This is a genomic window from Streptomyces sp. JN8 (assembly GCF_055808075.1).
In genome coordinates this window covers 241,232-267,028 of the sequence record NZ_CM147852.1, presented here as the reverse complement: position 1 = coordinate 267,028, position 25,797 = coordinate 241,232, and the positions used below count along the sequence as shown (strand labels likewise).

The window sequence follows — 25,797 nt, the reverse complement described above, 5'->3', positions numbered from 1 at the left end:
ATGACCGCCGGGCGTCCTCAGCGGCGTCCGCCTCGCCTGCGGCGGATCCAGATTCCGGCGGCGGCTCCGACGAGTGAGGCGACCGCGAGCCCGATGGTGGTCAGCCAGGGACCCCAGGTCCCCTCGTCCCGCGCATCGGTGGCGGTGTGCGACTCCGACGGGGAGCGGGAGGTGTCCGGAACCGGCGAGGACTGCTGCGGACCGTGAGCCGGCCGAGCGGGTGCCGCCGCTCCGGCGCCGCGAGGGCCCCGGCTCGTCGAAGGGGCGGGCGCCGACGGGTGAGACGCCGACGGTGCGGGCGTCGCGCGTACGGCGGCCACCGTCAGCCGCTGCTCGGCGTGACCGAGTCCGGGGTGGCCGGCCGCGACCGTGACCGTCCAGGTGCCCGCCGGCAGGGCCTCGGTGGTGGTCCAGTCGACCGGCCGGGCACCGCGGACGAGCCTCCAGGGGCCGACCGTACGGCTGCCGTCCGCACTGACGGCGCTGACCAGCGCGGCGACCCGCTCGTCCACGGGGTCGCCGTCGTTCTCCCAGGTCACCTCGGTCAGGACATGCCCGTCGCGGTGGCCGGTGATGACCACGTCCAGGTTGTCGCCGTGCGCCGCGGCGGGCTGGGGCGGGGTGAGGCCGAGGGCGAGCGCTGCGGTGAGGACGATCGCGGGTCGGGTGGCGGTGTGCATGGCGGTGCTCCGGTCCGAGAGGAGGAGAGGGAGGGGGCCGGCGAGGCGCCGGGCGGGCGAGGGCGGGCCGCCGTTCGGCGGCCCGCCCGAGGTGCGGCGCGGACGCGGCCGGTGGGCGGGGTCAGCCCGCTCGGCGGGCCGTCCAGGTCTGCGCCGCCCGTCCGTCCACACGCTGGAGGTCGAGCAGCCAGGCCCCGTAGTACGGGCGGTTGCTGACGGTGAGGGCGTAGGAGCCGCTGCGGTCGGTGAGGGTGACCGCGCCGTTCGCGACCGTCATCCGCCACTGCTGGGCCGAGGAGCCCGCGGCACAGGGCTGCTGGGCCACCCACATGCCGGGGGCGGGCGTTCCGCCGGGCTGCAGGCACTTGGCCGAGGCCGCCGACCGGACGCGTACGAGTCCGCTGCCCGCGTCGTCGAAGTACCACTGCTGCGGTTCGTACCCGTTGCTCTGGGCGGCGACCAGGACGGTGCCGTCGGCGCTGCGGCCGCCCCACAGCTGGGCGCTGAGCCCGGTGCTGCCGTTGGAGAGCAGATAGCGGGTGCCGGGCGTGGTGGTGCCGCCGGCCCCGGCGGTGCGGAAGGTCGTCGCCCGGCCCGGCCCGCTGTCACGGCCCTGGCCGTCGCGGACGGAGACGGCGACGGTGTGCGACGTGCCCGGACGCAGGTTGTAGATCCGCAGCGCGGTGCCCTGGACCCAGGTCAGGTGCCGGCCGTCGAGGAGGACCTGGTACCAGGAGGCACCGGTGACCCGCTGCCAGCTCACCACGACGGAGTCCGGCTGGATCTGACCGGCGGTCACGTCCGGCCCGCTGCCCGGCCTGGGCCCGGTCGGCGTGGGTGTGGGCGTCGGCGTGGCCGTGGGTGTGGTGGTGCGGGTGGGGCTGGGCGTGGGGCTCGGGGTGGGGTCCGGGCCGGTGCCGCCGCCCCTGGCCCGCATCAGGAACTGGTTGTCGGCGATGTTCCAGTGCGTGGCGAGGTAGCTGCCGGGCCGGGGGCTGGTGTGGAAGTAGTCGTCGTGGTTGCAGTCGAGGATGTTCTCGGACGCCCGGTTGGTGCAGACGTTGCGCATCTTCGGGTAGTACGGGCTGTCCGAGTAGCACATCACGTCCCACTCGTCCGTGCAGTGGGCGCCCTTGCTGGTGTTGGGCGCGCTGTTGTTGACCGCGCCCAGGTTGTGGCCGAGTTCGTGGGCGGCGGTGTGCCCGCCCCAGCAGCCGCTGTCCGTACGTCCGTACGAGGGGCCGAAGTTGCTCTGATTGGACTGCCCGGGCCGCTCGTCGCCGGCGAAGGTGCCGATGCCGCAGTAGACCTGCGCCTCGGCGAAGATCATGTACTTGCGGTCGCGGCGGTCGAGCCCCTTGGCGGCGAGCGCGCGGTTGGTGGCGCTGAACTCCGCCATAGCGGAGTCGGGCAGTTCGATGTTGAGGACGGTCGGCGTGCAGTCGGCGGCCGTCACGTACCGGATGTGGCGGACGCCGCCGGTCTCCTCGGCGCTGGCCGAGTAGATGAGGTCGGCGTCGGCGGCCCACTTGCGGAAGGAGGCGAGGTACTCGGAGTACCGGTCGCGTCCCGGGCCGTGGACGTACACGACCTGGACCCGGTTGCCGGTGCTGCCGTCGCCGTCGCACTGGACGGTCTGTCCGGCGGGGCCCGCGGCGGGGGTCGTGGTGCCCCCGGTGGCGGCCGGAGCGGCGGCCGTGGACGGGCTCGGGGAGGCGGCCGATCCCTGCGGGGCCCGGGCGTCGACGGCGGGTGCGTCCTGAGAGGGGCCCCGGCTCTTGCGGGGCGCGGGCTGCTGCGCGGCGGGCTTGGCCGGATCGGCCGCGGGTGCCACCGACTTGACCGCGGGCGGGGTGTCCTTCTTGATGTCGACGCCCTTGGGCGGCGCGTCGGGGCCGTGGGTGCACAGACCGGTGGCGGTCGCGTACACGCCGGCGCAGCGGTCGCCCTCGGGGGCCGCCGTGAGGCCGTCGTACACCATGCCCCGCGCCGGCTGGTTGGCCGGCTTCTCGGGTATCGGCTCGGGCTCCGTGCTCCTGGCCGGCGCGGCGGCGGGGACGGCGATGTCGGTGACGACGGGGGCGTCCAGGCGGGCGAGGGGAGTTCCGTCCGGTTCCGCGCGACCCGTCTCGTAGACGATCCCTCCGGCCATCACCGCTGCGAGTGCCATCGCGGCGGTGAGGCCCCGGAAGGGTCTGCGGGGCCTCTCCTCGCGGGTCCTGCGCTCCTTCGGCTTCCTATGTCTAGGCATGCACACCTCAACTCTCTGGTCGGAAGACTGGGTGCGCGGAAGCCTGTCAGAACCCGCCGGTGAAGAATTCGGACAAAGGGGAGAGCGTTCAAAGAATCCATTCCGTTACCTACGGTGCCGTATCTGATGAACAATCAATGTCCATAAAAACAAGGCCAGTTGGTTATGTCGCGATGACTTGGTCCAGGCCTTTTCGGTGGCGCCGTTATGTGATTGAAATAATGGACCGTGGTTATTGACGTGAATTCAGTGAAGGATTCACCTAATTTCTCACCTCGTGAATCCCTCCGATCACCACCCGTGAGCGACGCCCGCCGTGCCGACGTGCAGACCGCTGGGCGGACCGGCTTCGGCGACCCCGTTCGGGCGGTCGGCGCCCTCCGGGGCGGCCCCGAACCGCTGTGGACGCACGGGGCCTTCGGCGGGTCGGGGCGGTTCCGGCGGTGAGGGCCGCGCGGTCGGCCCGCCCTCTCGGGTGGCCCTCCGTGGGGATCTCGTCGGCCCCGGCCGTCCCTCCGGCCGCCTGTCGTGGACGCCGTGATCGCGTCGGTCGACCGCCTTCGCGTCAACGGGCTTTCCCTGCACGTCTCTTGACGAGACGCGCGGGCCGCTGGCTTCATGACGGATGGGAGCGCTCCCACCCTCCGCAACCCCCCTCACGGAAGGCCCCCACCCTTGCCTGCTGTCAGCCTTCGCAGCGCGTTACGCCGCGCCGCCCTCGTGCTCACCGGTCTCGCCCTCGCCGCCGGCTCCCCGACCGGTCACGCCTTCGCGTCGGACCCCGCCGGCGCGGCCGGCGGTGCCGCCCTCGCGGCCCCCTCCGACTTCCCGGTCCGCGTCAACCAGCTCGGATATCTCCCCGACGGCCCGAAGCGGGCCACCCTGGTCAGCTCGGCCACCGCTCCGCTCGCCTGGCAGCTCCGCGACGCCTCCGGCGCGCAGGTCGCATCGGGGACGACGGCGGTGAGAGGCGCCGACCAGGCGTCCGGCCAGTCGACGCACCTCGTGGACTTCGGCGGCTACGCCGGCACCGGAACGGGCTTCACCCTGGCGGTCGGCGGTCGGGCCAGTCACGCCTTCGACATCTCCGCCGCGCTGTACGACGGCCTGCGCGCCGACACCATGTCGTTCTTCTACCAGCAGCGCAGCGGCATCGCGATCGATGCCGGACTCGCGGGCAGCGCGTACGCCCGTCCGGCCGGACACCTGGGCGTGGCGCCGAACAAGGGCGACACGAGCGTCCCCTGCATGCCCGGGGTGTGCGACTACCGGCTGGACGTCCGCGGCGGCTGGTACGACGCGGGGGACCAGGGCAAGTACGTGGTCAACGGCGGGATCGCGACCTGGCAGGTGGTGAACTCCTACGAACGGGCCCGCCGCTCGGGCGGTGACCAGGCCCTCGGCGACTCGACGCTGCGTCTGCCCGAACGCGGCAACGGCGTGCCGGACGTCCTGGACGAGGCCCGCTGGGAGCTGGAGTTCCTGATGCGGATGCAGGTCCCGGCCGGGAAGCCGTCGGCGGGCATGGCCTTCCACAAGATGCACGACACCGAGTGGACCGGTCTGCCGACCCGTCCCGAACTCGACGACAGGGCACGAGAGTTGCACCGCCCCTCGACCGCGGCCACGCTGAACCTGGCGGCCGTGGGAGCCCAGTGCGCCCGGGTGTACGCCCCCTACGACCGAGCCTTCGCCGACCGCTGCCTGGACAGCGCCCGCCGGGCCTGGGCGGCGGCGGTGGCCCGACCCGACGCGCTCGCCCCCGCTTCGGACAACGCGGGCGGCGGGGCGTACGACGACACGGACGTCTCGGACGAGTTCTACTGGGCCGCGGCCGAGCTGCTCGCGACGACCGGGGAGAGCCGGTACCGCGACGCGGTGACCTCCTCCGCTCACCACACGAAGCCCGCGGACCCGTTCTGGTGGGGTGGTACGGCCACCCTCGGACGGATCACCCTCGCCACGGTCCCCGGCGTGGCGCTGCCCGCCGACGACGTGGCCCGGGTACGGGGCCTGCTGACCGCGGCCGCCGACGGGCATCTCTCCACGATGGCCGCCGGCGGCTACGCCGTGCCGATCCCCGCCACCGGCTACGGGTGGGGATCCAACAGCGCGGTCGCCAACAACGCGATCACCCTCGCCGTCGCGTACGAGATCACCGGAGCGCAGCGCTACCGCACGGGAGCCCTGGAGTCCCTGGACTACCTGCTCGGGCGCAACGCCCTGGACCACTCCTACGTCACCGGCTACGGCGAACGGGCCTCGGAGAACCAGCACCACCGCTTCTGGGCCCGTCAGAACGACGCCTCCCTGCCGCACCCGCCGGCGGGCTCGTTCGCGGGCGGGCCGAACGCGGGGCTCGAGGACCCGGTGGCGAAGGAGCGGCTCAGCGGCTGCGCCCCGGCCGCGTGCTACATCGACGACATCGGCTCGTACTCCACCAACGAGGTGGCCGTCAACTGGAACTCCGCGCTCGCGTGGCTGGCGGCCTTCGCCGCGGAGCGGCGCGTAACTCCGGAGACGCCCGCGGTGCAGGTGACACCCGCCGCGCCGGCCGTGCCCGAAGGGGGCACCGCGGCCGCGAGCGTACGCCTGTCGGTCGCACCCGCGCAGGACGTCACGGTGACGGTGGCACGCGCCTCCGGAGACCAGGACCTGACCGTGACGGCGGGCACGACGCTGGTCTTCACGCAGGCCGACTGGGCCACCGCGCAGCGGGTCGTCGTCTCCGCCGCACAGGACGGTGACACGGTCTCGGGCAGCGCGACGTTCACCGCGGGCGGCCCCGGCGTCTCGGCGGCGACCTTCACCGCGACGGAGGTGGACGACGACGCGCCGTCGCCGGGGGCGTCCTGCGCGGTGACGTACCAGGTGGAGAGCGCGTGGAGCAACGGCTTCACGGCCACGGTGAACGTGAGGAACACGGGCACCGCGGCGATCTCCGGCTGGACCCTCGGGTGGAGCTTCGCCGGGGACCAGAGGGTCACCGGAGCCTGGAACGCGACGGTGAGCCAGTCGGGCGGCGACGCGACGGCCCGGGACGCCGGGTGGAACGGCGTACTGGCGGCGGGGGCGAGCACGCCCTTCGGCTTCCAGGCGACGTACTCCGGCACGAACCCGGCACCCACACGCTTCACCCTGAACGGCGCGACCTGCACCTGAGGCCGTACTCCGCCTCCCCATCTCGGCTGGGGCCGAGGCAGCGTCCCCGCGGGCCGGCGGGGACGCTGCTCAGGAGGTGCCGGGGCGTAGGAGGGCTAGGCGCGGGCGGGCGGACGGGCGTGCTTTCTGGGAGGACCGCTCACATCGCGCCACAACCCCACCTCTGGACGGGGGAGCGCCTGGTGGGGGAGTGGCGGGGAGGAGTCCGAAGAGCCGGTGGGAGAGGCGCACTTGGGCCTCGGCCGGCCCGCCGTACCCCGTCTTCAGGTCTTGTACGAGGAGCCCCGCACATTCTCGGCTCCTCGTACCTGCCGTCCTCGGCCCTACGGCCCCACCCTTCGGGTTTCAGTCCCGTGCATGGGGCGGGCGGCCCGGTTGCCACCGCCGCCGTGCGTCCCGTGTCACTTGATGCCGAGCTTGGCGCACTTCTCGGCGAGATCGTCGGTGCAGAGGTCGTCGGCGGTGTAGATGCCTTCGGAGACGACCGTGCTCTGGATGTTGGTCTTGTCGACGATGACGGGGTCGAGGAGGTGCGAGGGGATGCCGTTCACCTCGCTCTTGGCGCGGAGCGGCAGGTCCATCAGGAGGTCCACCGCGACCTCGGCGGCCTTGGGCGCGAGCTCCAGGGGGCTCTTGTACACGGTGAAGGTCTGGGTTCCGGCGATGATGCGCTGGATGGCGGCCTTCTCGGCGTCCTGGCCGCCGACGGGGATGCGCTTGATCCCGGCGTTGTCGAGGGACGTGATGATGCCGCCGGCCATGCCGTCGTTGGCCGAGTAGACCGCGTCGATCTTGTCCTTGCCGAGGTTCGAGATCGCGGCGGACATCTTCTCGCCGGCGACCTTCGGGTCCCACTCGCCGGACGCCTCGAAGGCGATCCTGCCGACCTTGCCGTCGAGGGCGTTGTGCGCGCCCTCCTTGAACTGTCCGGCGTTCGGGTCCTTCTCGTCGCCGTTGATCATCACGACGTCGGCCTCGGACGCCTCGTCGCCGAGGGCGGCGAGGAGCGCCTCGCCCTGGAGCTCGCCGACCTTGGTGTTGTCGTGGCTGACGTAGGCGTCGGCGCCCGCGATCGCGCGGTCGTACGCGACGATCTTGAGGCTCTTGTTCTTGCCCTTGGCTTCCTTGACCCAGCCGGCGGCCTTGGTCGCGTCGACCGGGTCGAGCGCGATGACCCGCACGCCACCGGCGATCAGCTGGTCGAACTGCTGCTTCTGCTTGACGACGTCGGAGACCGCGTTGTTGTAGACGATCTCGCAGTCGAGGCACGTGCCTCTGACGGCCTCCTCGAACTTCGGTCTGTCCAGCGCCTCGTACCGCGAGGTCTTGTTCTCCGGAAGGAGCAGACCGATCTTGGTCGAGCTGCCCTTGTCGGCGCTCTCGTCACTGCCTGCGTCGCCGCCGCAGGCGGTGAGCGAGAGCGCCATCGCGGCCGCGGCCGCGGCGACGAGGGCGTGACGCGTCATTGCGTTCATCTGAGGGTTGCCTCCCTGACGAGGCCGCGACATTGCGGCCGAGGTGGCACGAAGTCAAGCCCGGCCGACATATTGGCGTCAAGAAGTAAACGTTTAACGAGATGGCAACGGTGTTCACCGTTATGTGGGTGAATGCAAGGGGGGTGCGTATGCTAGGGCGCCCACCGCCGGACGAGGGCGCTGCGGGGCGCGGTCCGCAGGGTCCGTGCCGCCCGGGAGGACGTGTCGGCGGGTGGCGGGACCGGCACTCCCCCGAACCTTTTCCGCCATCCTGAGACCGGCCCGGATACTCGGCAGGCCCACCGGCCCGGGAAGCCCGCTCGGTCACTGCTGGGCGGAGAGCCGGGCGGCGGGGCCGCGGAGGCTATGACGTCCCGGCGCACACCGACGAAGCCCTGCTCATCAGGCCCCGACCACCGTCACCCGTCGTCGGCCTCGGCCGTCACGGTCGGCGCGCGGGTGCCTCCGGGGCGGAGGAAGCCGGGTGGAGGGCGTGGAGGTGCGCCCGTCGGCGCGCGGCCCCGGTGATCCGGCCGACCGGAGCGAGCACCCGGCCCGCCATGACGTAGCCGAAGGCCGAGGCGACGACGGCCAGGCCGAGCAGGGCGACGGCGGACGTGCGGCGGAGGCCGTCCAGGGCCGGCTCTCGGCTCCGGGACGCGCACGCGCTCACCGAGTCGGACGCCGGCGGTCCGGACCGTGCCGCGTCCTGACCGGGACACGGGGTGCCGGCCGGCTGAACGGTGCTGCCCGGGCCGAGCGAGAACGGCAGGTCGCCGCCCTCTCGGATCGTCTGCGCGCTGAGCGTGGAGACGATCGCCAGCAGGAGACCGCCGACCAGGAACAACGTCCCGCCGTACAGCATCGTGAGACGCAGCCGGACCGGGAGCCGGGACCACCGCGGGGGAGTGCCCCGGCGTTCGGAGGAAGGGCTGACAGGGCCCTCCTCCGACGTCTCCGACGGCCCCACTGGATCCGAGGGGACGTTCGAGTGCCGGCTTCCGAGGCGAACAGGGCTGCGCACGTTGCTCCTTGATGGCAGGTGACCACTCTCCGGTCATGGTGCACGGGACGGGATGTGCCCTCGGTAAGGAGCGTGCGGGAGGCTGCGGTTCGTCGTCCGTCCCTCCGTTCCCGCTCCGGTGGTTCATCGTCCCCCGCCTCCCCGCGACGGGAGTCACCGCGACGGGAACGGGCGGGGACTTCTCAAGCCGTCGCCGTGACCATCCAGACGGCTCCGCCGATGCGAACGCCGTCCGGAGACTCGAACTCCCGCAGCGCATCCTGTACGTCGGCGCGGATGCGCGCGATCGTCTCCGGGTCGACGTCCCGGAGGTTGTGGCGGGTCGGGCCCATGGAGAAGAGGAAGTCGGCGGCGTCCTCCGCATCGGCGCCGAAGGCCATGGGCGCCTCGTGGGGTGCCACCTCCACGTCGCCGAATCCGCTGTCGGCGAGCACGCGACGGATGCGCTCGGGATCGAGGAGCGATCCCATGCCCGTGGAGGCCGGGGACGCCTCGCGTAGGTACGGCGAGAGCGCGGCCGTCGCGCGGGCGTAGGCGCCCTCCGGATCCGCGGGGTGGGGGCAGAGGAAGGCGAGGCGCCCGGCGGGCGCGAGCGTGCGCCGGAGATGGGAGAAGGCGGCGACGTGGTCGGCGAAGAACATGACGCCGCCGCGGCTGATGAGGACGTCGAAGTTTCCGTCGGGAAGCGGGTGCACCTGAGCGTCGCCCTGCTCGAAGGTGACGTTCCCCAGCCCTTCCGCCTCGGCGTCCCTGCGGGCCCGCTCCAGCATCGGCGCGGACAGGTCGATCCCCACGGCGTGCCCGTCGCGCGCCCGGCGCGCGGCCAGGCGGGTGGTCTGCCCGGTGCCGCAGCCCACGTCGAGCACCCGGTCCGTAGCCCCGATGTCGGCGGCGGCGAACAGAGGCGCGTTGAAGCAGCCCATCATCCCGTCGTAGCGCGCGGGGTGCTCGGCCCAGAGGGCACCCTCCCAGTCGTTCCAAGCCGCGGCCTGCTGACGGTTCGCGTACGTGTGCACAGATCGCCTCCCATGACTAGAGTCGGTCTCTAGAGTTCACCTCTAGATATAGGCTCCAGTCATGGGTGAAGGCAAGGGAAAGCAGGGCGGCAGGGCCCAGGAGACGCGGCGGCGGATCATCGAGGCGGCCGGAGTGCTCTTCGTCGAGCAGGGGTACGGGGCGACCAAGCTGCAGGAGATCGCCGACCGGGCGGGCGTGGCCGTGCAGACGATCTACTTCGTCTTCCGCAACAAGCCCTCGCTGCTCAAGGCGCTCGTCGACGTGGCGATCGCGGGCGACGACGAGCCCGTGCCGACGATGGACCGGCCCTGGTTCGCGGAGGTCGTGGCCGCGCCCACCGCGGATGCCGCCCTCGTCGCGCTGACCGCGGAGACCCGCAGGACGCTCGAACGCGTCGCGGCCGTCAACGAGATGGTCCGGGCGGCGGCGGCGACCAACCCGGAGATCCGCGCCCTGTGGCCCGACCGGGCCGACCCGCGGTACACGGTGATCTCGACGGCGGCCCGCTCCCTGACGGAGAAGCCGGGAGCCCGCCGCGGCGTGCCCGTCGACGAAGCGGCGGACATCCTCTATGCCGTCCTCAGCCCCGAGCTCTTCCTCGTCCTCACCCGTGACCGGGCGTGGCCGCCGGCGAAGTGGGAGCAGTGGGCGTACGGCACCCTTCGTGCGCAGCTCGTGGCCGACGGCGCGCTCTGATCAGGAGTCGTCGGGGCTGTCCGGTCCTGTCGTGACTCCGTCCTTCGTTCGTCGGTGTGAGGGGGCGTCGGACCGTCCACAGGTGGCGGTCGTGTCGTCCGCCGCGGTCCAAAGCCTTGTGCCTGACACTCCTTCCAACGTTGGAAAGCCTCCGTCAGCGAATGACAGCACGGCCTCCGCCGCCTGTCCAGACCCCGCGCGCCGGGCGCGGGGCTCCGCGCTCGGTGCGCGGGTCTCCGCGCCCGGGTCGAGCACGGTGTGGGGCGTGGCGGTGTGACCGCGACTGCCCACGTCAGGGCGGGCGGTCCGGTCTGCACGCGCGACCCGCAGCCCATCCGCACCCCGTCCGCGCCCCATCCGCGCGCCGCGCCCGGCGTGTGCCGCGCCCCATCCGTGCGCCGCGCCCGGCGTGTACCGCCACTCGCCGAGCGGTCTCCGGTGTCTCCTCAAGCCAATTGCCTGGAACGGCAGTTGAGGTTTCTTGAGTGTTTCCGTTGGTATCTGTTTCGTGCTACGTTCCCCGCACTTCGGCTCCGGGCCCCTGTGCCGGCGTCGTCGAGCGGGGTCCACAGCCCGCGTCCCCTTCGCTCGCCCACCGCTCGGACTCCCACCACCGCCCTGCCCGAACGGCCGCGCGGTGCGCCGGAGTCCGCGCGTCGTCCTGCACGAAGGAGTTCCATGCGACGCATCACCTCCCTCCTCGCGGTGCTGTGCCTGCTGGCCGGAGGCCTGCTCCTCACCGGCCTCACCGGCACGGCCACCGCCGCCGTCACCCCCAAGACACCACCCCTGACCACACCCTGGACCAGCCAGGTGTCCACGACCGCCCCCCTGCCCGAGTACCCCCGCCCGCAGATGACACGGCCGGACTGGCAGTCCCTCAACGGGGAGTGGCAGTTCCTCAACCCGCCGACCGACCCCTCGGGCAACGTCGACCGCAACGCCGCGCCGCCCGTCGGCCAGACCCTGCCCGAGCGCATCCTCGTGCCCTACCCGGTGGAGTCCGCGCTGTCGGGCATCATGCGCAACGACAACCGCGACCTCATGTTCTACAAGCGCACCTTCACCGTGCCGCAGAACTGGAACGGCAGGCGGGTGCAACTGCACTTCGGAGCCGTCGACTACGAGGCCACCGTCTGGGTCAACGGCACCCGCGTCACCAGCCACAAGGGCGGCTACGACCGGTTCGAGGTCGACATCACGCCACAGCTCAACGGCGGTACGAACGAACTGATCGTCCGCGTCTACGACCCCACCGACGGACGCGGCGAGAAGCAGCCCGTCGGCAAGCAGGTCAACAACCCCGGCGGCATCTTCTACACCCCCACCTCGGGAATCTGGCAGACCGTCTGGATGGAGCCGACCCCCACGTCCTCCGTCTATTCCGTCGACATCAGGCCCGACCTGGCGGCCGGCACCGCACGGGTCCGCGTCTTCACCCGCGGCGAAGTCTCCGGCCACACGGTGCTCGCCGAGGCCGTCTCCGGATCCACCGTGGTCGGCCGCGCCACCGGCGCCTTCACCGAGTTCTCCGTCCCGGTGCCCGACGCCCGCCGATGGTCCCCCGACGACCCCTTCCTCTACGACCTGCGAGTCACCCTGCGCAACGCCTCCGGCACCGCCGTCGACAGCGTCACCAGCTACTTCGGCATGCGCGAGGTCGGCAGGAAGCTCGTCAACGGGGTCATGCGCCCCACCCTGAACGGCGAGTTCGTGTTCCAGGTGGGCACCCTCGACCAGGGGTTCTGGCCGGACGGCCTCTACACCGCGCCCACCGACGCCGCCCTCGCCTCCGACCTGCAGAAGCACAAGGACCTGGGCTTCAACATGGTGCGCAAGCACATCAAGGTGGAACCGGCCCGCTGGTACTACCACGCCGACCGGCTCGGACTCCTGGTGTGGCAGGACATCCCGTCCACACCGGCGTTCGACGCCGACCGCACCCCCGCCCAGATCGCCCAACTGGAGACAGAGGCCCGGGAGATCATCGACGAGCACCGCTTCTCACCGGCCGTCGTCACCTACGTGCCGTTCAACGAGGGCTGGGGCGAATGGGACCTCGCGGCCACCCGCCGGATCACCACCGACCTGGAGAACCACGACCCGACCCGTCTGATGAACGCGCACAGCGGGTACAACTGCTGTGCCTCGAAGGGTGATCCGGGCACCGGTGACATCATCGACTGGCACGTCTACACCGGCCCCGACGCCCCCCGCCCCTCCGCCACCCGCGTCTCCGTCCTCGGCGAGTTCGGCGGCATCGGACTCCGCACACCCGGCCACGAGTACAGCCCCGACGGCCGGTTCTTCGCCTACGAGCAGGTCTTCAGTCGCGAGCAGCTGAACGACCGCTACACCGGCATGGTCCGGGACGTGCAGCAGCTGATGACCACCAAGGGCCTCTCCGCCTCCGTCTACACCGAGATCACCGACGTGGAGGGCGAGTACAACGGCCTGCTGAGCTACGACCGCCAGGTGCAGAAGGTCGACACCGGACCACTGCGTCAGGCGCACTCCGCCCTCATCGCCGCCTCGCGCAACCTCAACTCCGCCGTGCCGCTCACACCGGGCCACGTCCGCTCGTTCAAGGTGACCACACCCGGATACACCGACCGCTACCTGCGGCACGCCGACTCCCTCGCCCGCACCGACGTGCTGAGCCCGTCCTCCGCCGACGGCGCCCGGCAGGACGCCTCCTTCCGCACCGTGCCGGGACTGGCCGATCCGCGCTGCCACTCGTTCGAATCGGTGAACCAGCCGGGCCGCTACCTCCGCCACGCCTCCAGCCGCGTACGCATCGACGCGGACACCGGCGGCCCGTTCGCCGCGGACGCGACCTGGTGCGCCCGGACGGGCCTCGCCGCCGCCGGCACGTCGTTCGAGTCGCTCAACCATCCCGGACAGTACCTCCGGCACTACGCCGACAACGTGTACCTCGCCCGCAGCGGCGGTCCCAACGCCTGGGACACCGCCACGTCCTTCGCCGCCGACGCGACCTGGGCCGTGGACCAGCCGGCGCTCTGGCGCAGCTCCGTGCTGCTGCCCACCGACCGGCGGCAGTCGCTGCGCGTGACCACGTGGGGCCACACCGACCGGTACCTGCGCCACGCCGACGGCCTGGCCTTCACGGAGATCGTCGACGCGGGCAGCAGCGGTCTGCTCAGGCAGGACGCGACCTACACCCTGCGGCGCGGCCTCGCCGACTCCTCCTGCTACTCCTTCGAGTCGGTGAACTACCCGGGGCAGTACCTCCGCCACGCCGACAGCCGGGTGCGCAACGCGCCCGACGACGGCTCCGCGCTGTTCCGGGCGGACGCCACCTTCTGCACCAGGCCCGGACTCGGCGGGACCGGTGTCACCTTCGAATCGATCAACATCCCGGGCTCGTACCTGCGCCATTACGCGTCCCAGGTGTTCATCGCCTCGGGGAACGGTGCCGGCGACCAGTACAACCGGCCCCAGACCCTGGCCGCGGACAGCAGCTGGGCCGTAGCCGCCCCGTGGGCGCCGTGACCGGCTGAGCCACCGCGCGCACCGACGGGTGCGCGCGGCGCGACGGCCGAGGGGCGGCAGCAGAATCCGCCGGCAGAATCCGCCGGCAGAGACCGGCAGCCCCTCGGCCGTATCCCTCGCGCCGCCGCGCTCCGCCGCACTCCACCCCGCCGCACTCCACCCCGCGGCCCTCGACCGCGCCTGCGGAATCCTTCTCCAGAACCCCGTCGAATCAGAGTGGTCCAACCAGTTGACCACTGGCATTCCGTGACTGATTCTGTTCGCCATGCATCAGCGATCCATCCGGCGCGAGTCGGTATCCGATCAGCTCTACGCCGTCCTGCGCGATCAGATCCTCGACGGCTCCCTGCCCACCGGCTCCCCCCTGACCGCCGAACGCGACCTGGCAGCCGAGTTCGGCGTGAACCGCCACGCCGTACGCGAGGCGGTCAAGCGGCTGCAGCAGGCCCGCCTCATCGAGGTCAGCCACGGCGGCAGGACCGTCGTCCTGGACTGGCGGCACACCGCCGGGCTCGACCTCGCCGTCGGCATCGCCCGGGCCGGCGACGGACTCGGCCTGCCCGGGCTCGCCCGCGACGCCCTGGAGATGCGCGCCTGCATCGGCGCCGACGCCGCCCGGCTGTGCGCCGCCCGCTGCTCGCGCCGACAGGCCGAAGCCGTGGTGGAGGCCGCCGGCCGCTACGCCTCGACCGGACCCGACCTGGCCGTTCTGGGAGCGGCGGACATCGCCTGGTGGCGGCTGATCGTCGAGGGGTCGGGAAACCTCGCCTACCTCCTCGCCTTCAACAGCCTGGTCGGCGGCACCCTCGAAGTCGCCGACGGGCCCATCGACCTGCGGGCCGCCGAGCTCCTCGACATCGACGCGCACCTCCGGCTGGCCGCGCACATCGCGGCCCGCGAACCCGAACAGGCCGAACGCCTGGCCCGCGACCTGCTGTCCCGCAGCGTCCCGGCCGCCGTCGAGAGGGCGGGGGAGCCGACGTGATACCCGCCGTGATGTACGCGATACCGGCGTTCGTCCTGCTGGTGGCCGTCGAGGCACTGTCCTACCGGTTCCTCCCCGACGACGACGAGCGGGGCTACGAGGTCCGCGACACGGTGACCAGCATGTCCATGGGCGCCGGAAGCCAGGTCGTCGGACTGCCGTGGAAGGCCGTCGCCGTCCTCGCCTACGCGGCCCTGTACTCCGTCTCGCCCTGGGAGTGGTCGCCGTCGTCGGTCTGGACGTGGGTCCTGCTGTTTTTCGCCGACGACCTCGCCTACTACGTGTTCCACCGCGCCCACCACCGGGTGCGGGTCCTCTGGGCGAGCCATGTGGTCCACCACTCCAGCGTCCGCTTCAACCTCTCCACCGCCCTGCGGCAGAGCTGGACGCCGATGACGACCCTCCCGTTCTGGCTGCCGCTCGCCCTGCTGGGCATCCCGCCGTGGATGATCCTGCTCCAGCAGTCGTTCAGCCTCGTCTACCAGTTCTTCCTGCACACCGAGCGGGTCGACAAGCTGTGGCGACCCGTCGAGTACGTCTTCAACACGCCGTCCCACCACCGCGTCCACCACGGCTCCAACAACGCGTACCTGGACCGCAACTACGGCGGCATCCTCATCGTCTGGGACCGGCTGTTCGGCACGTTCGAGCCGGAGGGCGAACGGGTCGTCTACGGCCTCACCAAGAACATCACCACGTACAACCCGGTCCGGGTCGCCTTCCACGAGTACGCGGCGACCTGGCGCGACGTCCGCACCGCGCGCCGCTGGCGGGACCGGGCCGGCCACCTCTTCGGACCGCCCGGCTGGTCCCCGAAGGCCGAGGTGTGACGTGCCGCTGCTGATCGCGGTCTTCGCCGCCCTCGCCGCCGTCGACATCACCGGCGTGGTGATCGGCCTGCCGGTCCTGGAATGGATCGCCAAACCCCTCCTCGCCCCCGTACTCGCCCTGCACCTGTGGCGCGTCACCGGCCGACGCCACCGCCCCGTCCTCGCCGGCCTCGGCTTCGCGACGGCCGGGGACGTGGCACTGCTCGTCCCCGGGGCGACCGCCTTCGGGATCGGCCTCGCCTGCTTCCTCGGTGCCCAGATCTGCTGGACGACCGCCTTCGTCCGGGCGGGCGCGGTGGCGCACCTGCGCCCGAGGCGGGCGCTCTGCGTCGGCTACCTCGCCGTGTGGACCGCCGCCGTCGTCCTGCTCGCCCCCTCCCTCGACGCGGCGATGGCCGTCGCCCTGTCGCTGTACAGCCTTGCCCTGGTGGTCATGGCGGCCACGGCGCACGTCAAGGGCCCGAGGGCGGCATGGGGCGGCGCCGTGTTCCTCGTCTCCGACATGCTCATCGGACTCGGTGCGGCCGGGATCGACTTCGCCGGCCGCACCATGCTGGTGATGCCCACCTACACGGTCGCCCTGGTGCTCCTGGTGACCGCGTTCACCGCCGACGCCGGCACGGCGGCCGAGACCGACCACCGGGAGGGGGCGTCCGGCAGCCCGAACCCGGAAACGGGGGCACGGGTCGGGGTCGAGCCCTGACCACCTGTCCGCTCCACCGCACCCGACGGCCCGGCGCGGGCGGTCAGGTGCGCCCGGCCGGGACGGAGGGCCGCTGGATGTCCTCGGGGTGGGCCGTGCACAGCACGGCCTCCTCGTACGCGACCGCTCCGGCCGTCACGAGGGCGTTGATGCCGGCCTCCAGCGTCTGCATGCCGTCCCGGTGGCCGGTCGCGATCATGTTGCGGATCTGACGGGTCTTCCCCTCGCGGATCAGGTTCCGGATCGCCGGCGTGCCCACCAGCACCTCGAACGCGGCCGCACGGCCGCCGCCGATCCGGGGGACGAGCGTCTGGTTGAGGATGCCGACCAGCGTGTGCGCCAACTGCAGCCGCACCTGCGGCTGCTGCTCGGCCGGGAACACGTCGACGATGCGGTCCAGCGTCTGCGCCGTGTCGTTGGTGTGCAGCGTCGCGAACACCAGGTGCCCGGTCTCCGCGATCGTCAGCGCCGCGGAGATGCTCTCCGGGTCGCGCATCTCGCCGAGGAGCACGACATCGGGGTCCTCCCGCAGCGCCGAGCGGAGCGCGGCGGGGAACGAGTCGGTGTCGGTGCCGACCTCCCGCTGGCTGACCGCCGAGCGCTTGTGCCGGTGCAGGTACTCGATCGGGTCCTCGATGGTCAGGATGTGCACCGACCGGTGCGTGTTGACGTGGTCGACGAGCGCCGCGAGGCTCGTCGACTTGCCCGACCCGGTCGGTCCGGTGACCAGCACGAACCCGCGCGGTACACGCGCCCACCCGACGACGACCGGCGGGAGGCCGAGCTGTTCGGACGACGGCACGTCGAACGGGATGATCCGCAGCGCCAGGGCGGAGGCGCCGCGCTGCACGTACGCGTTCCCGCGGAGCCGGGCCCGCTCACCCCAGCTGAACGCGAAGTCGACCTGCCGCTCCCGGCGGAACCGCTCCGTGAGGTCGCGGCCCAGCACCCCCGTCACCAGGCGGTCGGCCTCCGGCTCCGTCAGCGCGGGCCCCTCGACCGGGCGCAGGGCGCCGTCGACGCGGAGGAACGGCGCCGAGCCCGCGGTGACCAGCAGGTCGCTGCCACCCCGCTCCCAGAGCTCGCCGAGCAGATGGTCGATCATCGTGGAACGCGGGCCGGACATGCTGGTCTCCCCAGGGGTGTGCGTACTCATGGCAGGACCGTCCACTGCGTGACGGTGCCCGTGTGGCCGTCGAAGGACACCGAGGCCCGGACGAGGGGGCCGGACAGCAGATCGATCCGCGCACCGCCGAGGTGCGCGCCCGCTCCGCCGCTCCCGGCGGTGACGGTGTGGGTCACCGTCAGCCCGGTCAGCTGTGAGCCCCGGGTCAGGCCGCACCGCGTCAGGTCGACCTGATCGGTCACCGGCCCGCCGGTGCCGAGGCGGACGGGCAGGTCCGGTGAACCGGTGCCGGTGCAGGTGCTGCCGGGGAAGTCCACCGACAGCCGGACCGACTCGACGTCGCCGTCCTCGTGGTGCGCCACCTGCAGGACGGCGTGGTCGAGCGGCGCGGTCGTGGCCGGTGTCCGCTGTGCGTAGCCGCCGAGCGTGAGGGAGGCCCGTCCGCCGCCGGGGACGGCGGCGTCCGTGACGTCGACCGGAGCGCCGGGGGCCGGCGAAGTGAACCCGCTGAGGTCGGTGACCGAGGCCGGTTCCGTGCTCGCGGCCGGGTACGTCGTGAACAGCACGGGTTCCGGGGGGATGCCGACCACCGGGCGGAGGTGTCCGGGAGCGGGGCGGATGTCGAGGGCGATGGTCCGGGCGATGATGCCGCGGGTGACGACCTGGGAGGCGACCCGGCTCATCGAGAGGTCGACGGCGCCGGTCGGTGCGTAGACGGTGCCGTTGACCACGAGGCGGCTGTGCCGCGTGCTCGTGTCGGCGTCGTCGGTGGACTTCAGGACGGGGCAGTCGCCGCCCGTGACGAGGCAGCCGGACAGGGCCCGCACGGACGGGGCCCGGAAGACGAGGTCGAGGACGACGCCGTCGAGGCGGACGGCGGCGCCGGTGCTCCCCGTGCCGAGTCGGGCCGCGAAGTCGACGGCGAGCGCGGACAGCTGGTCCTCCTCGACGACTCCGCAGGCGCCGAGGTCGACGATGTCGACGCCGAGCGTCCGCGGACGCGCGGGCAGCTCGTGGTCGGTGTCGCAGGCGGTCCCGGTGCCGCGGACGGTCAGCGCCGCCGTGGGCGGCTCCGCCGGGGTGGGCGGGTCCGTCGGCGTCGGGGGATCCGTCGGGGCGGGAGGCTCCGTCGGCGGGGGCGGTGCCGGGCCGGTGTCGTCGCCCTGGTGCGAGACGCGCAGGGCGGCCCTGTCGATCACGGCTCCCGCCGGCAGCGGCAGCCGCTCGAACGCGTCCAGCCGGATCGATGCCGAGCGCGCGGCCTCGGTGAGGCTCGCGTCGGCCGTGGTGCCGTCGATCGCGCGGGCGTTCGACGGGGCGGGGAAGTGCGCCGCGTCGGGTGCCGCGGTGCTGGTCGCCTGGGTGGGCGGTACGGGGAGCGGCGGGCGGTGGGCCAGTTCCAGGGTGATGCCGTCGAGGTGTGCGGTGGCGCCGGCGCTGCCGTCGCCGAGCGTGGCGGTGTGGGTCACGACCAGCCCCGACAGCTGAGCGGGGTCGGTCAGCCCGCAGCCGGCCACCAGGTCCAGGGTGTCGGTGCCCGGTGCGTCGTGACGCGGGGCGAGTCTCCGCGGGACGGTGCAGGAGCGGGGGAGACCGGGTCCCGTCAGGGTGACCGTCGCCGTCGGGGGTGGTCCTCCCGCCGCCCCGGGCTCCTCGCGGTGCGCGATACGCAGTACGGCGCCGTCCAGGACGGAGCCGGGCGCCACCGCGGGGGAGTCGAAGCCGCCGAGGGCGATGACGGCGGTCGGCGCGGTGTCCGGGTCGAGTACCGCGCGCGCCATCCGGGCTCCGTCGATCTCCCGGGCGTCCGCCGCCGGGGCGAACGTCGTCGACTCCGCGGTCGTCGCCGGCCGGGGCGGCGGAGGGTCGTGGACGACTTCCAGCCAGATGCCGTCCAGGGAGTCGGCGCCCGTGACGCCGTCCGCCGCCAGCCCGACCGCGTAGGTCGCGGTCAGGCCCGCCAACCGGGCGGGGTCGGTGACGCCGCAGGCCATGAGGTCGACGCGGTCCTCGCCCGGCTCGGCCCGCGCGGTCAGCGGCAGCCCGTGACAGCCGCCGCCACCGGCGGGGGTGACGTCGAGGGTGGGGGCCGCCGCGTCTCCGGTCTCCCGGTGGACGACCCGCAGCACGGCGGAGCGGATCCTCGCGTCGCCGGGCAGGGGCGGTCGGCCGAAGCCGGCCAGGGTGATCGACGCCGTCGGGGCGGCCCGGGTCAGTTCGGCGCCGGCCACCGACGGGGTCGGCTGCTCGCCGATCTCCAGGGCGTCGCGGGGGTCGGTGCCGGTGGCGGTGAAACCGGTCGACGCGGTCACGGCGGTCGGCTTGAACGTGGTCGGGGTGCGGTAGGCGACCTCGATCCAGAGGCCGTCCAGGCGGGCCACGGCGGCGGCGCCGTCGGTGTCGAGGGCGGCGGTGTAGGTCACCGCCAGGCCGGTGAACCGGGACGGGTCGGCGAGTCCGCACGGGCCCAGCAGGTCGATCGGCGCTGCCGTGGCCAGGCGCGTGCGCCGAGGCAGCGCCTCGGTGCGGCAGGTGTCCCCGCCGACGGCGGTGGTGACCTTGAGCGCGCCGGGTGCCGTCAGGTCCCCGTCCTCCTGATGCCGCACGTGCAGCGTCGCGGCGGTGACGACCGAGCCGGCCGGCACCCGCGGGGCGAAGCCCGCCAGTTGGAGGGAGGCGGTCCCGCTCTTCGCCCGGTCGAGGGAGGCGCCGGCGGTGCAGCCCGCGGTGTCCGTCGGCCGTGGACAGCCGGGCAGGGTGGGTCGTTCGCCACCGGTCAGGGCGTGGACGGGGTCGGCGAAGCCGTCGTTCGCCCGCACCTCCGTCGGCCGCAGCGTGTGCGACGGCTTCGGCGGCTGGACCCCGTACACCGCCACGCGCTGGGCGCCCGGGGTCACCGGGGCGCACAGTTCCGCGTGCCCGCGGTCGACCTGGAACCGGCTGCCGCCGCCCATCATGAGCTCGACGCCCGCGGGCCGTGTCGTGTCGCAACCACCCGGGACGGGGACGGCGGGCCGCGCGACCGCCTCGGGGTCCCAGCCCGTCGGCGTGCCGCCCACCACGCTGACCGTGGGATCGTCGACGGTCCAGACGGCGGTGCCGCCGGTGAAGGTGAAGTCGAAGGAGAAGACGCCCGGTTGCAGCCAGACGACGACGTTCGGGCAGCCGCCGCCGGTGAGGCGGCTCAGGGCGCGGGCGTCGTCGTAGTACCCGGGCCGCAACCGCACCAGCCAGCGTCCGGGGGCGGGGCACGCCGGCACCGTCCGGAGCACCGGGACGGCCGTGGCGGGCGGCGCGTGGTCCGGGTCGGCGCCCACGGCCTCGTCGGCGGGGGCCGGCGGCGAGTCGTCGGCGCAGCTCCTCGCGTACGGCGGCTGACCCTGCGGCAGCCGGGGCTGTGTCACGGCGGGCGAGCAGTCCCCGACGGCGGACACGTCGCCCGACACGACCATGGAGCCGCCGGCACCGGTGGTGATGTCCGAGCGGGAGAACACGGCGCCCTGCACCCGCAGGCCCGGGGCGGTCACGTGGATGCCGTCCCCCGCCGCCTCCCCCAGGCTGCGGAGCGCGTCCTGGGGCCGGGTCGCGCGGGCGTTCGCGGGAGTCGCGTTGAGCGGGTCGCAGTGGACGTTCATCCGGTGGCCGTTGAGCGGCGGGGCGGTGTAGGTGGCGCACGGGTTGCCCCGCGAGAAGTCCTCGATCGCCAGCTGCGTGGCGCCGTCCGCGCTGTAGGCCCGCTCGCCCTGGCCGGCGAAGGTGCCCGTCGCCTTCAGCGCGGTGGCGGCGAAGGACAGGACGGTCACGGTGACCAGGCCGAAGACCACTAGGAAGGCGAGCGCCAGGATCAGGGTCGCGCCCTGTTCGTCGCCGCGCGGACGCGTCCGGTTCGGGCGGCGGCCGGTCATGACGAGCCCGATCGTCGGACGGCGGTGAGGGCCGTCGGGGGAGTGGCGGGGTCGCTCTGCACGGTCAGCGTTACCTCCATGGGTGAGGGGCACGAGGTCTCGGCACCGCAGCGCAGCGTCACCGGGAGGGACGACGCGGCGGGGTCGAACCGGCCGAGGGGAGTGGTGACGACGTCCCCGCCCGTACACGTCACCCGGTCGAGGGCGCCGGTCGGGCGGTCGTAGGTGTAGACGACGTCGGTGCCGGAGCGGCTCAGGCGGACGATCACGTCGGTGATGCCGCACGCGGGGCCGGTCGTGACGCCGTCGGCGCTGTGGACGTCGCCGTAGAAGTAGCGGTTGAGTGTGGCCGCCGCACTGGTGGAGGCCACGCGTGTCTGGGTGCCCGCGGTGAACCGGAGCCCGAGGATCATCGCCTTGGACAGGAGCGTGCCGACGAGGCCGCCGACGACGATCGTCACCAGCAGCTCGGTCAGGGTGAACCCCGACTCCGGCCGTCGGGTGGGGCGTGGTGTCGTCATGACGGCATCGACTCCCGCTTGACCACGTCGAGCGCCGCGTCCCTCACCGGGCGGGGGCCGGTCGTCCGTACGGTCACGGTGACCTTCTGCACCCCGGTGTCGGGCGTCGGGCACGAGGGCCCGAACGCGCCCACCCCGTCCCAGTACGCGACCTCGACGGTCACGGTGTACCCGGGCGGCGGCTTCGGGGCCGCGTAGCCGCCGGCACAGGAGACGTACGGGGCGCCGACGACGTTCTCGGCGGCGCTGCGGACGAGCGAGTCGGCGGTGGTGAGCTGCTGCTGCCGCACCGAGCTCATGATCGTCGTGCCGAGTCCGCCGAGGACCGCCACGAAGGCGGTGCCCAGGAGCACCACGGTGACGAGCGCCTCGACCAGCGTCTCGCCCTCCTCGCCGCGGCGGCGAGGCAGGCGGCGCGTCCGGCCGGTCACGGGACGTCCACCTGGCTGTAGACGCCGTAGATCGCCGAGAGGAGGGCGACGGCCACGAATCCGACGACGACTCCGACCAGGATGACCACGGTCGGTTCGAACAGGCTGGTCAGGCGCTTGAGTTTGTGCTGGAGTTCCTTCTCGTAGAACTCCGACACGTTCTCCAGCTGGTCGTCGAGGGTTCCGGTCTCCTCGCCCACGCGCATCATCTGGGTGACCGCTCCGGGGAAGAGACCGGTGCGGGCGATGGGCCGGGAGATGCCGCCGCCTTCGAGCATCTCCGTACGGGCCCGGTCGATGGACCGCTCGTACACCAGGTTGTTCGCCCCCGCGCCCGACAGGGTCAGGGCCTCCGGGACGGGAACGCCGGTCTTGATCATCGAGGTGAGGATGCGGCAGAACCGTTCGATCACCATGAAGCGGACGACGTCGCCGATCACCGGCGTCGCGAGCAGGAAGCGGTCCCGCAGGAGCCGTCCGCGTTCGGTCCGCAGACCCGCGGTCAGTCCCACGACGACCGCGGCGAGCACTCCGAGCAGGACCGGGTACCAGGCCGTGACGAAGTCGGTGAAGCCGAGCAGGATCCGCGTCGGCAGGGGCAGTTCCGCGTCGAAGGACTCGAAGAACGCCTTGAACCGGGGCAGTACGAAGACGACGAGGACCAGGACCACGGTCAGCGCCAAGCCCATCACCAGACTCGGATAGGTCAGCGCGGAGCGGACGGTGCGGCGGCCCTCGACGTCGCGGTCGATGTAGCGGGACAACTGGGCCATCACCACGTCGAGTTCACCGGTCGCCTCCGCGGAGCGCAGGACGGAGACGTAGAACGGCGGGAGCGCCTTGCCGTGCGCGGCCATCGCCCCGGCGAAGCTCTCGCCGAAGCGGAGCGAGTCCATGACGTCGCCGATCACCTCGCGCAGCTTCCGGTCCTTCGTCTCGGCGCGGATGATCTCCAGCGCGTCGAGCAGGGGCACGCCGGCCTTCACGAAAGTGGCCGTCTGGCGGGAGAAGTTGCTCAGTTCGACGGGATCGACCTTCTTGGCGGTGATCTCGAACCGCAGCAGGCCGCGGCCCGCCGCCCTGACCGACTGGACGGTGTACCCCTGCCGGACCAGGCTGTCGGTCACGCCGTCGACACTGGAGCCCTTGACTGCGCCGGTGGCCCGCTCTCCGTCCGGGCCGATCGCGACGTACGTGAACGCGGCCATGCCGATGCTCTCCTGCTTTCCGGGGACGGTGCTGAAGTGGTCTGGATACGGGGGTGGGAGGCCGGCCGGTACGGGGACGAGGTACGGCGGGGAGAAGCCGCGCCCGTCCGGCGGACCGGCGGCTCCGGGTGCGCGGAGCCGGAGGGGGAGGGCCGGGTCCTAGACGACGTACACGCTCGACATGATCTCGGCGATGGTCGTGGTGCCCGCCTCGACCAGGCGGACGCCGCCGTCGAGGAGGCTCTCCATGTGCTGCTCCCGGGCTGTCCTGCGCAGGGCGTCGATCGGAGCCTTCTCGACGAGCAGGCCTTTGACCGCATCGCTCATCACGAGCAGTTCGAAGACGCCGATCCGCTCCTGGTATCCGGTCCGGGAGCAGAAGTTGCAGCCGCGGCCCTGCCAGAACTCCGTGTCGGCGGATCCGCCGGCCCCGGTGAAGAAGGCCAGTTCGTCCACGCCGGGCCGGTAGGGCTCACGGCACTGGTCGCAGATCCGCCGGACGAGTCGCTGACTGACCACCCCGGCGACGGTGGAGGTGATCAGGAACGGTTCGATGCCCATGTCGGTGAACCGGTGCAGCGCCGAGCAGGCGTCCGCCGCGTGGATGGACGACAGGACGAAGTGCCCGGTGAGCGCGGACTCGACCGCGATCCGTGCCGTCTCGGCGTCCCGGATCTCGCCGACCAGGATCACGTCGGGGTCCTGCCGGAGGATCGAGCGCAGCCCGGTCGCGAACGTGATGCCCGCCTGGTCGTTGATCTGGATCTGGTTCACCGACGGGACGACGTACTCCACCGGGTCCTCGATGGTGGTGATGTTGCGCTCGCTCTGGTTCAGCTCGCCGAGCGTGGCGTAGAGCGTGGTCGTCTTCCCGCTTCCGGTCGGTCCCCCGCAGGCGACCATCCCGTACGGGGAGCGGAGCAGCGACGCGAACCGCTCGTACGTCGCGGCGGGCATGCCGAGCTGGCCGAGCCGCAGCAGGGTGCGGTTGCTGTCGAGGAGCCGGAGGACCGCCTTCTCACCCCAGATGGTGGGGGTCGTCGCGACCCGGATGTCGACCGACCGGCCGTCGATCTCCGTGGCGATCTGGCCGTCCTGCGGGCGCCGCCGGTCGACGATGTTCATGTTCGCCATGATCTTGATCCGGCTGACCACGGACGGTCCCATGTTCTCCGGCAGGCTCAGCACGTCGTGCAGCGCACCGTCGATGCGGTACCGCACCCGGACGCGGTCGCCGTGGGGCTCGACGTGGATGTCCGAGGCCCGGTCGCGCAGGCCCTGCGTGAGCATCAGGTCGACCAAGCGGACGACCGGCGCGTCCTCGCTCACGACCCTGGTCCCGGAGGCCGCGTCGCGGCCGGACTCGGTCGCCTCGAAGGCCTCGACCAGGCTGCCGACTCCGGCCAGTGCCCGGTAGGCGCTGTCGATCGAGCGCCGGACGTCCGAGGGGGCCGCGATCGCGAGCCGCACCCGGTCGGGCGCCACGGCACGGCCGAGTTCGCCGAGCAGGCGCGGGTCGCCCGGGTCTCCGGCCGCGACGAGCAGGGTGCCGTCGGTCCGCTTCACCGCGACGACGCCCAGAGAGCGGGCCAGCGCCTCCGGCACCCGGGCCGCGGCCTCGGGGTCGGGTTCGCTCTGGCCCAGGTCCGCCACGGGGACGTCCAGTTGGACGGAGAGCGCCTCGACGAGCGACCGCTCGTCGACCATGCCGAGTTCGACGAGCAGGGCGCCGAGCCGCTTGCCGGACGCCGACTGCTGGAGGAGGGCCTCGTCGACCTGCGCCGGGGTGAGCAGCCCGCGCGTCACGAGGAGTTCCCCGATGCGGGGTCGGTCGTGGGCCGCGGGCGATGTCGGGCCGCCGTCGGAGGCCGTGTCCGCGGGAGCGGTTCCTGCCGGGTTCGGTACTCCCGTCGCGGACGAGGACGCCATGGGGGCGGTGGAAGCCGTCCCGTTCCGTGCTCCCCCGGGCGGGGTGGTGCCGTCCTCGCCCACAGGGTCTGTCGTCGCCGCGCGGCGACGGAGAAGCCGGCGATTCGCCAAGGAACCCACCCCTATCGTGCAGCCGGAGAAACGGCCGTTCGCGCCCCCTGATCGCATGAACGCACCAGGGGCGGCAGCTTGTCAGTCATTGATTAGTCAGCCGGATACTACTTCATGTCGCGAGTGCCCCCACGGCCGCCGGCGGCGAGGTGTTCGTGAGGGTCACCCCTTGTGTGTGCCGTCGTGGGCTACGTAGTCTATGGCTGATTACTCAATCAGTGACCAATGCG

17 protein-coding genes and 1 pseudogene are annotated in these 25,797 nt (G+C 72.6%); 7 read left to right on the top strand and 11 right to left on the bottom strand.

From position 1 onward, the window contains the following. Window positions 1–17: 17 nt before the first annotated feature. Both ACY0MR_RS01270 and ACY0MR_RS01265 read right to left on the bottom strand, forming a co-directional pair. On the bottom strand, window positions 18–680 hold the full coding sequence (locus tag ACY0MR_RS01270) for a hypothetical protein (RefSeq protein ID WP_473558422.1): 663 nt from the start codon (window positions 678–680) through the stop codon (window positions 18–20). A gap of 121 nt (window positions 681–801) precedes the next feature. Next, window positions 802–2,931: an RICIN domain-containing protein gene (locus ACY0MR_RS01265; protein ID WP_473558419.1), complete on the bottom strand. Its 2,130-nt coding sequence runs from the start codon at window positions 2,929–2,931 to the stop codon at window positions 802–804. Window positions 2,932–3,549: 618 nt separating this feature from the next. Here ACY0MR_RS01265 and ACY0MR_RS01260 point away from each other — a divergent pair. Beyond that, window positions 3,550–6,093, top strand: coding sequence for a glycoside hydrolase family 9 protein (locus ACY0MR_RS01260; protein ID WP_473558416.1), 2,544 nt, complete (start codon window positions 3,550–3,552; stop codon window positions 6,091–6,093). Window positions 6,094–6,494: 401 nt separating this feature from the next. Here ACY0MR_RS01260 and ACY0MR_RS01255 read toward each other — a convergent pair whose 3' ends face one another. From ACY0MR_RS01255 to ACY0MR_RS01245, 3 genes are all read right to left on the bottom strand, one after another. Next, a complete protein-coding gene (locus ACY0MR_RS01255) occupies window positions 6,495–7,568 on the bottom strand; it encodes a sugar ABC transporter substrate-binding protein (protein ID WP_473558414.1) in 1,074 nt (357 codons plus the stop codon). Window positions 7,569–8,010: 442 nt separating this feature from the next. Continuing rightward, window positions 8,011–8,433, bottom strand: coding sequence for a hypothetical protein (locus ACY0MR_RS01250; RefSeq protein WP_404080848.1), 423 nt, complete (start codon window positions 8,431–8,433; stop codon window positions 8,011–8,013). 341 nt (window positions 8,434–8,774) lie between these two features. After that, window positions 8,775–9,608: a class I SAM-dependent methyltransferase gene (locus ACY0MR_RS01245; RefSeq protein ID WP_473558413.1), complete on the bottom strand. Its 834-nt coding sequence runs from the start codon at window positions 9,606–9,608 to the stop codon at window positions 8,775–8,777. 61 nt (window positions 9,609–9,669) lie between these two features. On the opposite strand from ACY0MR_RS01245, the gene ACY0MR_RS01240 reads away from it, so the two are divergent. The 6 genes and pseudogenes from ACY0MR_RS01240 (at window position 9,670) to ACY0MR_RS01215 (ending at window position 16,336) form a co-directional block, all read left to right on the top strand. Then, the gene (locus tag ACY0MR_RS01240) at window positions 9,670–10,305 is read left to right on the top strand and encodes a TetR/AcrR family transcriptional regulator (protein ID WP_388800443.1); all 636 of its coding nucleotides are present in this window, start codon (window positions 9,670–9,672) and stop codon (window positions 10,303–10,305) included. A gap of 678 nt (window positions 10,306–10,983) precedes the next feature. Next, window positions 10,984–13,320: pseudogene (locus ACY0MR_RS01235) on the top strand (AbfB domain-containing protein); the annotation flags it as partial. Next, entirely contained in the window at window positions 13,309–13,818 is a 510-nt protein-coding gene (locus tag ACY0MR_RS01230) for an AbfB domain-containing protein (RefSeq protein WP_473561644.1), read from the top strand. The pseudogene ACY0MR_RS01235 and the gene ACY0MR_RS01230, both read left to right, overlap by 12 nt. A gap of 265 nt (window positions 13,819–14,083) precedes the next feature. Continuing rightward, window positions 14,084–14,803 carry a FadR/GntR family transcriptional regulator gene (locus ACY0MR_RS01225; RefSeq protein WP_388800446.1) on the top strand — a complete coding sequence of 240 codons (720 nt, stop codon included), beginning with the start codon at window positions 14,084–14,086 and terminating at the stop codon, window positions 14,801–14,803. Continuing rightward, on the top strand, window positions 14,800–15,633 hold the full coding sequence (locus tag ACY0MR_RS01220) for a sterol desaturase family protein (protein WP_473558409.1): 834 nt from the start codon (window positions 14,800–14,802) through the stop codon (window positions 15,631–15,633). Before ACY0MR_RS01225 ends, ACY0MR_RS01220 begins: the two co-directional genes overlap by 4 nt. A gap of 1 nt (window position 15,634) precedes the next feature. Further along, the gene (locus ACY0MR_RS01215; protein WP_403314463.1) at window positions 15,635–16,336 is read left to right on the top strand and encodes a lysoplasmalogenase; all 702 of its coding nucleotides are present in this window, start codon (window positions 15,635–15,637) and stop codon (window positions 16,334–16,336) included. Between the two features lie 43 nt (window positions 16,337–16,379). Here ACY0MR_RS01215 and ACY0MR_RS01210 read toward each other — a convergent pair whose 3' ends face one another. The 6 genes from ACY0MR_RS01210 to ACY0MR_RS01185 form a co-directional block, all read right to left on the bottom strand. After that, complete coding sequence (locus tag ACY0MR_RS01210; RefSeq protein WP_388800452.1) at window positions 16,380–17,492, bottom strand: type IV pilus twitching motility protein PilT; 1,113 nt, start codon at window positions 17,490–17,492, stop codon at window positions 16,380–16,382. Next, window positions 17,489–21,367 carry a hypothetical protein gene (locus ACY0MR_RS01205; RefSeq protein ID WP_473558407.1) on the bottom strand — a complete coding sequence of 1,293 codons (3,879 nt, stop codon included), beginning with the start codon at window positions 21,365–21,367 and terminating at the stop codon, window positions 17,489–17,491. Before ACY0MR_RS01205 ends, ACY0MR_RS01210 begins: the two co-directional genes overlap by 4 nt. Next, window positions 21,364–21,888 (bottom strand): prepilin-type N-terminal cleavage/methylation domain-containing protein, encoded by a 525-nt coding sequence (locus ACY0MR_RS01200; protein ID WP_473558404.1) that lies wholly within the window; start codon window positions 21,886–21,888, stop codon window positions 21,364–21,366. The genes ACY0MR_RS01205 and ACY0MR_RS01200 overlap by 4 nt, the downstream gene beginning before the upstream one ends. Beyond that, window positions 21,885–22,319, bottom strand: a complete 435-nt coding sequence (locus tag ACY0MR_RS01195; protein ID WP_473558402.1) for a type IV pilus modification PilV family protein — start codon at window positions 22,317–22,319, stop codon at window positions 21,885–21,887. Before ACY0MR_RS01195 ends, ACY0MR_RS01200 begins: the two co-directional genes overlap by 4 nt. After that, window positions 22,316–23,527 carry a type II secretion system F family protein gene (locus ACY0MR_RS01190; protein ID WP_473558399.1) on the bottom strand — a complete coding sequence of 404 codons (1,212 nt, stop codon included), beginning with the start codon at window positions 23,525–23,527 and terminating at the stop codon, window positions 22,316–22,318. Before ACY0MR_RS01190 ends, ACY0MR_RS01195 begins: the two co-directional genes overlap by 4 nt. 159 nt (window positions 23,528–23,686) lie before the next feature. After that, window positions 23,687–25,333 carry a GspE/PulE family protein gene (locus ACY0MR_RS01185; RefSeq protein ID WP_473558397.1) on the bottom strand — a complete coding sequence of 549 codons (1,647 nt, stop codon included), beginning with the start codon at window positions 25,331–25,333 and terminating at the stop codon, window positions 23,687–23,689. Window positions 25,334–25,797 lie beyond the last annotated feature (464 nt).

Excerpts from the sequence above, each read along its gene's own strand:
- ACY0MR_RS01270 (WP_473558422.1), bottom strand. The coding sequence starts at position 680 with ATGCACACCGCCACCCGACCCGCGATCGTCCTCACCGCAGCGCTCGCC.
- ACY0MR_RS01265 (WP_473558419.1), bottom strand. The coding sequence starts at position 2,931 with ATGCCTAGACATAGGAAGCCGAAGGAGCGCAGGACCCGCGAGGAGAGG.
- ACY0MR_RS01260 (WP_473558416.1), top strand. The coding sequence starts at position 3,550 with ATGACGGATGGGAGCGCTCCCACCCTCCGCAACCCCCCTCACGGAAGG.
- ACY0MR_RS01255 (WP_473558414.1), bottom strand. The coding sequence starts at position 7,568 with ATGAACGCAATGACGCGTCACGCCCTCGTCGCCGCGGCCGCGGCCGCG.
- ACY0MR_RS01250 (WP_404080848.1), bottom strand. The coding sequence starts at position 8,433 with ATGCTGTACGGCGGGACGTTGTTCCTGGTCGGCGGTCTCCTGCTGGCG.
- ACY0MR_RS01240 (WP_388800443.1), top strand. The coding sequence starts at position 9,670 with ATGGGTGAAGGCAAGGGAAAGCAGGGCGGCAGGGCCCAGGAGACGCGG.
- ACY0MR_RS01225 (WP_388800446.1), top strand. The coding sequence starts at position 14,084 with ATGCATCAGCGATCCATCCGGCGCGAGTCGGTATCCGATCAGCTCTAC.
- ACY0MR_RS01210 (WP_388800452.1), bottom strand. The coding sequence starts at position 17,492 with ATGAGTACGCACACCCCTGGGGAGACCAGCATGTCCGGCCCGCGTTCC.
- ACY0MR_RS01205 (WP_473558407.1), bottom strand. The coding sequence starts at position 21,367 with ATGACCGGCCGCCGCCCGAACCGGACGCGTCCGCGCGGCGACGAACAG.
- ACY0MR_RS01200 (WP_473558404.1), bottom strand. The coding sequence starts at position 21,888 with ATGACGACACCACGCCCCACCCGACGGCCGGAGTCGGGGTTCACCCTG.
- ACY0MR_RS01190 (WP_473558399.1), bottom strand. The coding sequence starts at position 23,527 with ATGGCCGCGTTCACGTACGTCGCGATCGGCCCGGACGGAGAGCGGGCC.